Origin of the sequence: Mycobacterium sp. UM_11 (assembly GCF_001414075.1) — a bacterium.
Lineage (GTDB): Bacteria > Actinomycetota > Actinomycetes > Mycobacteriales > Mycobacteriaceae > Mycobacterium.
Genome location: NZ_LATC01000009.1, coordinates 61,055 through 73,387, shown reverse-complemented (window position 1 = coordinate 73,387; position 12,333 = coordinate 61,055). Strand labels below are relative to the sequence as shown.

11 protein-coding genes are annotated in these 12,333 nt (G+C 70.4%); 8 read left to right on the top strand and 3 right to left on the bottom strand.

Annotated elements, in window-relative coordinates; genetic code table 11:
- The 8 genes from WU80_RS04275 to WU80_RS04240 all read left to right on the top strand — a co-directional run.
- Positions 1–252 (top strand): alpha-hydroxy-acid oxidizing protein (locus WU80_RS04275; protein ID WP_197285982.1); only part of this gene is annotated, 252 nt, incomplete at its 5' end.
- A gap of 93 nt (positions 253–345) precedes the next feature.
- Positions 346–2,667, top strand: a complete 2,322-nt coding sequence (gene lon, locus WU80_RS04270; protein WP_055403639.1) for an endopeptidase La — start codon at positions 346–348, stop codon at positions 2,665–2,667.
- Between the two features lie 66 nt (positions 2,668–2,733).
- Entirely contained in the window at positions 2,734–3,222 is a 489-nt protein-coding gene (locus tag WU80_RS04265) for a hypothetical protein (RefSeq protein WP_055403638.1), read from the top strand.
- Positions 3,223–3,372: 150 nt separating this feature from the next.
- Entirely contained in the window at positions 3,373–3,858 is a 486-nt protein-coding gene (locus WU80_RS26295) for a hypothetical protein (RefSeq protein WP_231633740.1), read from the top strand.
- Between the two features lie 96 nt (positions 3,859–3,954).
- The gene (locus tag WU80_RS04255) at positions 3,955–4,332 is read left to right on the top strand and encodes a nitroreductase family deazaflavin-dependent oxidoreductase (protein WP_055403637.1); all 378 of its coding nucleotides are present in this window, start codon (positions 3,955–3,957) and stop codon (positions 4,330–4,332) included.
- A 10-nt stretch (positions 4,333–4,342) separates the two neighbouring features.
- Positions 4,343–4,675: a TfoX/Sxy family protein gene (locus tag WU80_RS04250; RefSeq protein ID WP_055403636.1), complete on the top strand. Its 333-nt coding sequence runs from the start codon at positions 4,343–4,345 to the stop codon at positions 4,673–4,675.
- Between the two features lie 43 nt (positions 4,676–4,718).
- Positions 4,719–5,354 (top strand): hypothetical protein, encoded by a 636-nt coding sequence (locus WU80_RS04245; protein WP_055403635.1) that lies wholly within the window; start codon positions 4,719–4,721, stop codon positions 5,352–5,354.
- Entirely contained in the window at positions 5,351–6,076 is a 726-nt protein-coding gene (locus WU80_RS04240) for a DUF72 domain-containing protein (RefSeq protein ID WP_055403634.1), read from the top strand. The genes WU80_RS04245 and WU80_RS04240 overlap by 4 nt, the downstream gene beginning before the upstream one ends.
- Here WU80_RS04240 and WU80_RS04235 read toward each other — a convergent pair.
- From WU80_RS04235 to WU80_RS04225, 3 genes are all read right to left on the bottom strand, one after another.
- On the bottom strand, positions 6,073–8,184 hold the full coding sequence (locus WU80_RS04235) for an NAD-dependent epimerase/dehydratase family protein (RefSeq protein WP_055403633.1): 2,112 nt from the start codon (positions 8,182–8,184) through the stop codon (positions 6,073–6,075). The two genes, WU80_RS04240 and WU80_RS04235, sit on opposite strands and share 4 nt — an antisense overlap.
- 109 nt (positions 8,185–8,293) lie before the next feature.
- A complete protein-coding gene (locus WU80_RS04230; RefSeq protein ID WP_055403632.1) occupies positions 8,294–9,778 on the bottom strand; it encodes an acetyl-CoA acetyltransferase in 1,485 nt (494 codons plus the stop codon).
- A gap of 58 nt (positions 9,779–9,836) precedes the next feature.
- On the bottom strand, positions 9,837–12,230 hold the full coding sequence (locus tag WU80_RS04225) for a CaiB/BaiF CoA transferase family protein (RefSeq protein ID WP_369808489.1): 2,394 nt from the start codon (positions 12,228–12,230) through the stop codon (positions 9,837–9,839).
- Positions 12,231–12,333 lie beyond the last annotated feature (103 nt).

The window sequence follows — 12,333 nt, the reverse complement described above, 5'->3', positions numbered from 1 at the left end:
GACACGGGGATCATGTCCGGCGCAGACATCGTGGCAGCGATCGCCCTCGGCGCGCGGTGCACGCTCGTCGGGCGCGCCTACCTGTACGGGCTGATGGCCGGCGGCCAGCCCGGCGTCACCCGCGCGATCGAGATCCTCGCCGACGGCGTGATCCGGACGATGCGGCTGCTGGGCGTCACCTGCCTCGAAGAGCTTTCGCCCGGGCACGTGACACAGCTGCGGCGACTGGGGCCGGTTTCGCCGCCAGTGTGAGGCGGGCCGCACGTTGGGCCTGAAGGAAGCGTCTCGGGAACAAACCGGCGCCGGGCTGGGTTGAGCGCATCAGACTCAGTTTTTGGAGGATTGATGGCTGAAGCCAAATCGGTGCCGGTGCTGTTTGTCACCGACACCATCGTGTTGCCCGGAATGGTCGTGCCGATCGCGCTCGACGATGCCGCTCGGGCGGCGATCGACGCCGCCCAGGCGAGCGAGTCGGGGCAGCTGCTGATCGCGCCCCGGCTCGACGACCGCTACCCCTCGCACGGCGTGATCGCGAAGATTTTGCAGGTCGGACGCATCGCCGGCGGCGGCACCGCGGCCGTCGTGCGCGGGGAGCGCCGGGCGCAGATCGGTACGGGAGCCTCCGGGCCGGGCGCGGCGCTGTGGGTCGAGGTGACCGAGGTCCCCGACGTCGAGACGACCGACGAGGTCAAGGCGTTGACCGCCGAGTACAAGAAGCTGCTGCTGGCCATGCTGCAACGGCGCGAGGCCTGGGAAATCGTCGACTACGTCAACAGGCTGACCGACCCGTCGGCCCTGGCCGACACCTCGGGGTACGCGTCGTACCTGTCCAGCGAGCAGAAGCGGCAGCTGGTCGAGACCGTCGGCGTCGCCGAACGGTTGCGCGTGCTGATCGACTGGACCAGTTCGCACCTCGCCGAGGTCGAGGTCAACGACAAGATCGCCGAGGACGTCCGCGAGGGCATGGAGAAGACGCAGAAGGAGTTCCTGCTGCGCCAACAGCTGGCTGCCATTCGGAAGGAACTCGGCGAGGGCGAGCCCGACGGATCCGACGATTACCGGGCCCGCGTGGAGGCCGCCGACCTACCTGAAAAGGTGCGCGAGGCCGCGCTGCGCGAGGTCGGCAAGCTGGAACGCTCCAGCGACCAGAGCCCGGAGAGCGGCTGGATCCGCACCTGGCTGGACACGGTCCTCGACCTGCCCTGGAACGTCCGGACCGAGGACTCGACGGACCTGAAGGCCGCGCGCGGCGTCCTGGACGCCGACCACCACGGGCTGGACGACGTCAAGGACCGCATCGTCGAATACCTGGCCGTGCGGGCCCGCCGCGCCCAGCGGGGGCTGCAGGTGGTGGGCGGCCGCGGCTCGGGCGCGGTGATGGTGCTGGCCGGTCCCCCCGGCGTCGGCAAGACGTCGCTGGGTGAGAGCGTCGCGCGGGCGCTGGGTCGCAAGTTCGTGCGCGTCGCCCTGGGCGGTGTGCGCGACGAAGCCGAGATCCGCGGGCACCGGCGCACCTATGTGGGCGCGTTGCCCGGCCGGATCGTGCGCGCCATCGGTGAGGCCGGAACGATGAATCCCGTTGTGCTGCTGGACGAAATCGACAAGGTCGGTTCGGACTATCGGGGCGACCCGAGCGCCGCGCTGCTGGAGGTCCTCGACCCGGCGCAGAACCACACGTTCCGCGATCACTACCTGGACTTGGACCTGGACCTGTCGGACGTGGTGTTCCTGGCCACCGCCAACGTGATCGAGAACATCCCGTCGGCGCTGCTGGACCGCATGGAGCTGGTGGCTATCGACGGCTACACCGAGGACGACAAGGTCGCGATCGCGCGGGACTACCTGCTGCCCCGGCAGCGGGCGCGGGCGGCGCTGACCGAGGACGAGGTCACGCTGACCGACGCCGCGCTGCGCAGGATCGCCGCCGACTACACCCGGGAACCCGGTGTGCGACAGTTCGAGCGGCTGCTGGCCAAGGCGCTGCGCAAGGTCACCACCAAGCTGGCGGACGATTCCGGGCCGATCACCATCGACGAGCCGAATCTGGTTGACTACCTTGGCCGCCCGCGGTTCACGCCGGAATCGGCCGAACGCACGGCGGTGCCGGGCGTGGCCACCGGCCTGGCCGTCACCGGGCTGGGTGGCGACGTGCTCTACATCGAAGCCGGCTCAACCGAGGGCGAACCCGGCCTGCAGCTGACCGGTCAGCTGGGTGACGTCATGAAGGAGTCGGCGCAGATCGCGCTGTCCTACGTGCGCTCCCACGCCGCGGACTTGGGGGTCGATCCGAAGGCCCTCGACCGGCGCATCCACGTCCACGTGCCCGCCGGCGCGGTGCCCAAGGACGGCCCGTCGGCCGGTGTCACCATGGTCACCGCCCTGGTGTCGATGGCCACCGGACGCCAGGTGCGCTCCGACGTGGGCATGACCGGCGAGGTCACGCTGAACGGTCGGGTATTGCCGATCGGCGGCGTCAAGCAGAAACTGCTCGCCGCGCAAAGAGCCGGCCTGTCAACGGTTTTCATCCCGGCGCGCAACGAGCCCGACCTGGACGACGTGCCCGCCGAGGTGCTCGACGCGCTGGACGTCAAGCCGATGACCGACGTCGCCGACATCGTCGCGCAGGCTCTCGAACCGGTGGTCGGGACAGCCACGGCCGCTGCCTGACGCAAGCCTGGCCGGGATGCGCAGCAAACTCGCTCGCATCCCGGCCAAGCGCGTTAAGGTCCGTGGATGGCCGTGATCCTGCGCAGATTGCTCCGCATCGGCAAGCTTCCCGCCGACATGCGGGCGGAGGTGGAACCGGAAGGCATTGTCCTGCTCGCCGAGTACGTCCCCGCCACTTTCCGATTCAGCGGCTCGGTGCCGGGATTCGTCGCCAAGGGAAACATCCGCAGCTATGTCGGCTCCCTGGTGCTCACGTCCCAGCGGGTGCTCGGCACGCTCTCGACGGTGCCCAAGCTCGCGGGACGGGCCATCGACCAGCGCTGGGATGCGTCGCAGGAGGGCCCCGTGCAAGCCGAGCTGTCGCCGAACGGGCTTGTGCTCACCGCCGACGTCGGCCACATCGATCCCGCGTTCTCCGGACGCCTGTCACTGCACTACAAGACGGCGATACCGGAGCCCGTGCTGACCACCATTCCGCGCAGGTCACTCGCGTTCTCGGTTCCGCGCGAATGGGTGTTGCGTGCCGTGGGCGTGCCGGCCCCGCGGCCTGCGTAGGACGGAAGAAGGTTTCCGACATCCATCGCTCGGGTATCTGGGTGGTTGGAGGTTCGACTGCCCGATGAGGGCGGTGGGGTGAGCGAATCACCAAGTCAACCGCTTGAGCTGCACTAAGCGGCCCAAACTGCTCGACAAGGGGGTTCACTGATGAATCTGAGCAAAATCGCAGCCGGCACACTCATGGCCGGAGCCATTACGTCCGCAGGGTTCGGCATCGGCGCCGGCATCGCGCAAGCCGGTCCGGATGGACCGAACGTGCCGAACCCGGGCATTCCGGGTCCGAACGTACCTGGAGGCGACCGGGATGACCTGCCGGGCCAGCATGTGCCCGGGGTGCCGATCTGTAACCCGGGTGCGCCGGGCGTCAACTGCAACGCGCCGGGCAGCCCGCTTCCCCCGGGACACGACGGCTTCCCGCCGCCGGGGCACTACAACGACCCGGGTCGCTACGGCCTCCCGGCCACCTGGGTGCCGCCAGTGGGTGACCCGGACGGAGCCCAGCTTCCGGTCGTGTTCAACCCGGATCTGGGTCAGTGGGGCGTCCAGACGTCTACCGGGTTCCAGGCGTACACGCCCGTCGGCGGCGCGAACGCCGGCGGCAGTGTCGGCGGAAACGTCGGCGCTCCGCGGTAAAACCGGCAGCTGACAACGAGGCAGCCGCCCCCGCAAGGGGGCGGCTGTTTCATTTGCACGGTGACACGGCCGGCGGGCGCGGCGTTGAATGGACCCGTGACTCTCAAACGCCAAGTGGTCCACCGCGTGCAGCGGCTGCTCGTCAATCCGGTAGGCCGGCAGATGCCCGGAATCAGCCTGGAAACCACCGGCCGCAAGAGCGGCAAGCCGCGGCGCACCGCCGTCGGCGGGCGGCTGGTCGGCAATCAGTTCTGGATGGTCTCCGAGCATGGCGAACACTCCGACTACGTCCGCAACATCAAGGCCAATCCCGCCGTACGGGTGCGCATCGGTGGCCAATGGCGCAGCGGCACTGCGCATCTGCTGCCCGATGACGACCCGCTGCAGCGGCTCGGTAACCTGCCGCGGCTCAACAGCGCGGTGGTGCTCCTGATGGGCAGCGACCTGCTGACCATCCGGGTGGACCTGGACTGACGCGCCGCCCGTGGCCTACGACGAGAGCCTGGCGGAAGAAATCCGCGAGCTTGTCGCCGCCCAACGCGGCGTCGAAGAGAAACGCATGTTCGGCGGCCTCGCCTTCCTGATCAACGGCAACATGTCCGTGGCCGTCAGCGGCCAGGGCGGCCTACTGGTCCGGGTGCCGCGGGACGAATTCGACAAGGTGGTGCCGCGCGCCCACGTCAGCCCGATGGTGATGGCGGGCCGCGACGTCCGTGGCTGGGTGCGGGTGGAGCCCGCCGGGGTGCGGACCAAACGGCAACTCCAGGCCTGGGTGTCGCGCGGGGTCGGCTACGCGCGCAGCCTGCCGCCCAAGTGACCGCCGCCGTTTGCTGGGGCCGGGCGCGGGTACGTCATCGGGTATGCCCGAACCTGCGCGACTCGTGCGACGGCTGCTCGAGGTTGCCGCAACCACCTATGCCGCCGAGGCGCGAATCAGGCTCAGCGACAAGCCGATGCCGCTGTTTCAGCTGCTGGTCGTCTGCATGCTTGCCAGCAAGCCGATCGATGCGGGCATCGCCATGGCCGCCGGACGGGAACTCTTCAAAGCCGGCCTGCGCACCCCCCGGGCGGTGCTGGCCTCGGACCGGCAGGCGATGATAGACGCCTTCGGGCGCGCCCACTACGTGCGCTACGACGAAAGCTCGGCCACCCGGCTCACCGACATGGCCGGACGGGTGCGCGACGAATACGGCGGCGATCTACGGCAACTCGCCGATCGCAGCCAGCACGACGTCGCAGCCGCGAAGCGTTTGCTCAAGGGATTCAAGGGGATTGGCGACACCGGCGCCGACATCTACCTGCGCGAGGCGCAGGACGTGTGGACCTGGGTGCGGCCGTACTTCGACGACCGGGCTATTGCCGCGGCCAGGAAACTGGGCCTGCCCACGCAGCCGGCAAAGCTGGGAGCCCTTGCGCCGCAGGCCAATGCGCGGCTGGCCGCGGCGCTGATCAGGGTCTCGCTGGACGACGACGTGCGCCGGCAGGTGACCGGTTGACCGTACGGATCGGTACCTCGGGATGGTCCTACAACCACTGGGCGGACGTTCTTTACCCGCCCGGCCTGCCCGTGGCGCGCCGGTTGGCCCGCTACGTGGAGGTGTTCGACACCGTCGAGCTGAACGCGAGTTTCTATCGCTGGCCGAAGGATTCGACGTTCGCGGGCTGGCGCGACCGGCTCCCTGACGGCTTCAAGATGTCGGTCAAGGCCCATCGAGGGCTGACTCACTACCGCCGCCTGGCCTCGCCCGAGCCGTGGATCGAGCGCTTCGTGCGCTGTTGGGACCTGCTGGGTGATCGCCGCGGGGTGCTGCTGGTGCAGCTGCATCCCGAGCAGCAGCGCGACGACGCGCGCCTGGACGCTTTTCTGGCCGGCGTGCCGGAGTCGATCCGGGTCGCCATGGAGCTGCGCCATCCGTCCTGGAACGACGCGGGCGTCTTCGAGTTGCTGGAACGCCGGCGCGCCGCCTACGTGGTGATGAGCGGCGCCGGGTTGGCGTGCGTGCCGCGGGCCACCACCGACCTGGTGTACGTCCGCATGCACGGCCCGGATCAGGACGCGATCTACGCCGGCTCCTATTCGAACGACGAGCTGCGGCGCTGGGCCGACCGGATCGCCGCCTGGAGCGACGACGGCAAAGACGTGTGGATGTATTTCAACAACGACCTGGGCGGCCACGCGGTGCGCAACGCGCTGTACCTGCGCGAACTCCTCGGTTAATCGGGGGCCTGCTCGACGGGAGCCCACGTCCCGTCGATGACGTCGGGCGGGCGCTGCACCTGCAACCGTTCCCGTTCGGCGCGGCGGCGTTTGATCCGCAGCCGGGCGTCTGTCGGCATGATGACCAGCTCGTCACAGGTCAGGTAGTAGACGTCCTCCACCACGTCGATCAGGTCGGCGGCCACGCGGCGAGATCCCAGCTCGCGCAACGTCATCCGCAGTTGATGAGTGAACCGCAGCGTGGTGTCGTGGGCGAGTTCTCGCGAGTCGCGGGCATTGGTGGTCAGCCGCCGGGCCAGCGTCGCCGACGGCGGTTCGGTCGACGCGGCGGCGGACACCGCGGCCGCCCCCGCGGCCGTCAACAGCAGCGCCGGGTCGTCGGCGTAGGTGCGGCTGGCCAGCTCGGCTTCCCCGGGCCCGCGATGCGCCAGCCGGGCGACGGCGGCGTCCACCGCCGCGGCGGTGGCCGGAGACAGCGCGCGGATGCTGTCGAGGTTGCCCTCCTGGGCCAGCGCGCACAGCGGCGGGTCGGCCCGCAGCACCGCCGCCAGCTGGTCGGTCTCGGCCGTGACGCGCGTGCTTTCCATGATCATGTCAACCCCAGGCACACCGCGCGCGTCCTTGCTGCGCTCCAGCGCCGCCGCGGTGACGCCGGTGTCGATCAGCCACAACGCGGTGAGGATCCAGCCTTGATGAATCCGGTCCCGCAGCAGGCGAATTCGGACTTCCAGGCCGGCGTCGGGCAGCGACGCAAGCTGTGTGGCGTCGAGCTGTTCGGCGTCGGCGGCGGCGCTGTAGGCCCCGGTGTCGGACTTCAGGTGGCGCAGCAGCGCCAGCGACCGCCCCGCGACGACGGCCTTGGCGATGTACCCGAGGGCGCCGCCCGCCAGCGCGGGCTCACCGAACGGCAGGGGGTCTCCGACGTGCGGCCGGCCCGCCAGCGCGTTACGGGCGACCGCATCCTGGTCCCAGCCGGGCAGCTGGGCGGCGGCGACCATGTTGACCGACACCCCGACGTAGGCCCGGTGGCCGAACACCGCGATGGCCCTGTTGCCCCACTCGTCGCCCGTCACGCCGCCCAGCGCCAGCACGTGACTCAGCACCCCATTCGCCGCGCGCAATCCGCTCAACTGGACGTCCAGCGTGATGGGGGTGAGCGGCCCGGGCAGCGCCTCGGCGAGGTTGGCCGCGCTGAAAATGGGGAAGCGCGGATCGATCCGGTCGTCGAATTCGCCCTCGACGCCCTCGGGTGCCGCGCTGTGCTCCTGCGCCGAAGGTGGCAAACGGGGGGCGACCTCGACCGGGATCGCCAGTTGGCGCCCGTGGCCGGTGGCGCCCGCGGGGCCGATCTGGCGGCCGACAAGGCCGCGGGCGGTGTCGGCCACGGCCTCGAGTGCCTGCCAGCCGAACTTGAACGACCAATCCTCTTGCGCCGCAGCGATATCCATGTCCGGAACGAGCCGTGCCCAGCTGCGCACCCGATTCAGCCGGGACCGTGGATCGGCGGATCGCAGCATCCGCCACGCGGTGATCATGTTGACCGTGTCCGGGGAGGCCAGGTCGACCACGCCGGTGCGGTCGGAGTCCAGCGACGAGACCAGGAAGCGCACCAAGTCGTCGATGTGCAGCACGCGCATCGGTTGCGCCGACACCTTCGTGCGCAGCAGCGTGGCCACGGTGCGGCACACCATCCAGTCGAGCTGGCGCCCGACCGGTGGGGCGATGCGGATGACCAAGCTGGGCCCCCAACTGGTGGACACGAGCTCCTCGGCGGGCCGGTACAGGTCGGGCCGCCCGGCGGCCTGGGACACGAACAGCAACCGGTCGCCGGCCCGGGCGGCCACGTCGGTCACCTGGGCCAGCAGGTCGATGTCGGCGCTGCCGGGTGCGGTGGTGTCGACCGGGGCCAGGTGGATGACCGCGTCGGCTTCCTCGGCCATCTCCCGCAAGACCGGGTGGCGCAGCGGTGCGCAAACAAACTCGACGTTGCCGTCCAGGCATGGGTGGGGACGCCCAGCAATGCCGGTCACCGTGTGCCCGGCAGCGATCAGCTGCCGTGCGACCAGCCGCCCGAGCGCGCCGGTGGCGTCGGTAACCAGGATCTGCACCTGGGCTCACCTCCCCCGACCTCAAGCTAAACAATAGGCAAGACGGCATGACCTAGCGACCGTTATCGGGCAAACGGCGCCCCGAACTGGCGGGATCGCCGCGGCCGGGTTACTGCAGCGTGGCGCTGCCGTCGTCGGCGACGGCAACCTTGGCGCCGCCGATGTCTTCGCGCACGGTGGCCTGCGCCTGCGCGGTGTCGCTGATCACGGCGAGGGTGCGCGACCCGTCCGGCGTGCGCACGGCCAGATACGCCTTCTCGGGTCGGCCGTCGCGGTCGAACGGAGTGGTCCAGGCTTCCACGGTGCCGACGCCCTCCCAGTCCACCAAGCCCTCCCGGGTGGGCTCGCGGTCAACCGCCGGTTGCGCGTCTTCCCAACGGAATTCGGCGGGCGGCTCCGTGCCGTACACGCCGAAGCTGTGCTTGGTCAGGTAGCCGCCGTTGGCCGTGATCAGGCCGCGGCGCCCAGGATGGGCCGCCAGCAACTCCGCCATGGTGGCGATGGAGTGCATCACGTAGTTGCTCCAGGGTCCGCCTGCGAACGTCAGCCCCCCGGTGACCGTGAGCGGGCGGGCCGGATCGTCGACCGGCAGGCCCAGTTCGGCCGCCGCCACCTGAACGGCCGAGGGAAAGCACGAGTAGAGGTCGACATGGTCGACCTCGTCGATGCCCAGGCCGGCGAGTTCGAGTGCCCGGCGACCGGCGATCCGGATCGCCGGCGAACGGTGCAACTCGTCGCGCTCCGCGATGGCCGAGGTGTCGTGCGCGTCGGTGCCCGCGTGCGGGTAGACCCAGCGGTCGGCCGGAATCCGCAGGCGCCGAGCCTGTTCCACCGACGCCAAGACCAGCGCGGCGCCCTGGTCGACCATGTTGTTGGAGTTCATCAGCTTGGTGTACGGCCAGCTGATCATCCGGTTCTGCGGTCCGGGCTCGCAGATCTCCTCGGCGGTCACCGGTTTGCGGATCCACGCGTACGGGTTGTCGACCGCGACGGCGTTGAAACGGGCCCACAGTTCGCCGATGCGCCGCCGGTGGTCGTCGACCGACTCGCCGCCGGCGATCCGCAGCGCCTGCTCGAACAACGGGTAGACGTAGGCCGGCCGGTCCAACCTGATCCTGATCTCCGCATCCCCGGCCATCGGCACGTCGTCGCCGCTCACCTCGGCCATGGGGACGGAGTCGTCCTGGACGGTCCACTCGAGTTTGGCGCCCTTTGCCCGCAGGCCCCGGCGGGTGCGCCAGGTCTCGGCGCCGGCGAGCAGCACCACCTGCGCCCGGCCCCGCTGGATGTCCAGGCATGCCTGGTTGACCAGCGACTGCGGCACGTTGCCGCCGACGGGGCTGTACAGCGTGGTGAAGTCGGTGGCACCGATCCGCTGCCCGAGCAGCAGCCCCGGATCGCGGTAGTGCGCCGACAGAATGTTCACCACGCGGATGGAGTCGACGGCCTCGATCACCCGCGCATCGGCGGCCTGCCGGGCCGCGGCCACCATCAGGTCCACCGGTTCGACGGACCGCCGCCCGGGGTCGATCTCGTCGCGGTGGTTGACCTGGCCATACCCGATCAGCACCGGTGTCCTGGGGTCCACCTTCATACGAACGAACTTAGCGTGGCTATCGGTCCAGGCGACCGCGGGCCGGATCGGCCGGTGGTCAGGGCGGCCCGAACAGCACGCCCTCGCCGACGAGCCGGTCGATCTCCTGGGGGCCCATGCCGAGCAGCCTTCGGCAGATCTCGACGGTGTCCTGGCCCGGCACGGGTGCCGGGCGCTGCGGTGCGCGCGGGATGTGCTGAAAGGGCGCCGGGCCCGTCTCCGCCGGCAGCGCGCGTTCGACGAGCGGATGCGTCATCTGCGCATACAGCTTCCGCTCGACCAGCTGCGGGTCCTCCAGGACGTCGGGCGGGCGGTTCATCGGTCCGGCCGCGACCCCGGAGGACTGCAGCAGTTGGGCGGCCCGTTCCGGGGTGCGCGTCCGGGTCCAGGCCGACACCAGCTCGACCAGCTCGCGCCGGTTCGCCAGCCGCGCCTCGCCGGTGCCGAAGCACGGGTCGTCGGCCCACTCGGGGTGGTGGAAAACGCTTGCCGCGCAACGCCATTCATCGTCCGAGCCGATCGAAATGACGCACCATTCGTCGTCGCCGGCACACGGATAGACGGCGTGCAGGCTGGTGTCGTCGGCGATCCTCGGGATGCCCGCGGCCTGCGCGGCCTGGGTGACGTACAGGGTGTCGAGCTGGTTGACCACGGCCTCGGCCTGCGAGATGTGCACGTGCGACCCGCCGCCCGTCCGGTGCCGGTGGATCAGCGCGGCCAGCGCCGCGATGGCGGTGATCCGCCCGACCACGTGGTCGGGAAAGATCGTCGTCGCGTCGTAGAAGGCGTGCCGCGCGGCCCCGTCGTGGTTGTCCGGATCGTCAGTCGTCCACAGCCGGGTGACGCCGGTCGCCGCGCGGACCAGCGGCCCGTATCCCATGCGGGTGCTCCACGGGCCCGCCTCGCCGTAGGCGCTGCTCTCGGCCAGCACGATCCGCGGGTTCAGGCCGCGCAGGTTGTCGTAGGAAAAGCCAAGCGCGGCAAGCGTTCCCGGCTTGAAGTTGGCGAAGACGGCGTCGGACTCCGCGGCCAGCCGGGCGAAGATGTCCTGGCCGGCCGGGCTGCGCAGGTCCAGGCCCATCGCCAGGTGGTTGCGGTGTGTCCAGGCGAACGACTCGCTCATCGCCTCGCCGACGCGGGCCTGCCGAAGTCCGTCTGGGTACTGCGCGCTCTCGATCTTGATCACCTCGGCGCCCAGGTCGCCGAACAGCCGGCTCAACTCGCCGCCGGCGACGATGATGCCCAGGTCCAGGATGCGAAGGCCCGCAAAGGGATACTCGCCGACCCGGCCGGAGGGTGAGGACACCACCGCCGGATTCCCGCGCCAGCCCGGCCCGTCCCGCCCGGCGGCCGGGGCCGGGCTGCGGAAGCCCGCGTGCCGCCCGTCGACGACGAAATATCCGGTCGGCACGCTGACGCGGACGCCCGGGACGAGTTCGGCGTCGGTGATGGCGCCGACGGCCGCGAAGTGCTCGGAGCTCATCGCCCACGACGGCGTGAGCACCGCCGCGATGGGAACGCCGTGGGCCTGCCCCGCGGTGACCAGATCCTTCATGGTCTGCCCGGCGAACAGCGCCTGGACCAACTCGCTGATCTGTGGCCACGCCGCGAAGCGCGCGCCGATCACGTCGTATTTCGGGTCCTGGAAATCCTCCGGCTCGCCCAGCCATCGCCGCAGCCCCCGCCACTGACGAGGCGCCATCACGCACAGCCGGACGTAACCGTCCTGACACGCATAGATCGGGTAGGCGTCCTGGTTCTTCGGGCGGCCCCGCCACTGGCCGGTGCGGCGGATGCCGGCGGCGACCTGCCCGTGCGCGCCGAACGCCGGGTCGAGCGACATCACCACGGCGTCGAATCGCGAGAAGTCGATGTATTCGCCGGTGCCGCAACGCAATCGGTTGTAGTAAGCGACCAGGGTTGCCCAGGCCGCCTGGACGGCGGCGGTGGCCGACGCGATACCGTCCGGCGGCAACACCGGCGTCCCGGTGGTGGGACCCGACCGCGACAGCGAGCCACCCATCGCGTACAGCACCGCATCGGTGGCCCGCCACAGCGAGCGCGGCCCCGTCGCGCCGAAGTCGGTGATCGACAGCACCACGAGGTGGGGGTGCTGGGCGGCCAGCTCCTCGACCGAGGTCCCGAACGTGGGGGCCTCCCCGTAGAAGCCGTCGTCCACGACGATGTCGGCCTGCGCCGCGAGGTCGAGGAACACCCCGCAGTCGTCCTCGTCGAACGGGTCCAGCACCACGCTGCGCTTGTTCGCGTTGTGCACGGCGAACGGGATGCTGGCGCCGGCGATCGTGGGCGGGGTATCGCGCGCCGGGCTGCCGGTGGGGGGTTCGACCTTGAGCACGTCGGCGCCCAGGTCGGCGAACAGGCGCGTCACCGCGTCGCCGTTGCCGCTCGACAGGTCGAGGACGCGCACGGCGTCGAGCAACCCGTCGGCCATCAGCACACCGTACCCGCAGGTGCGGGGCCCGGCCGGTCGACCGTTGGACGCCGGCCAAAAAGCCAACTGGGCAAGCTGATTGGGTGGCGGAGCCGGCCGTCGG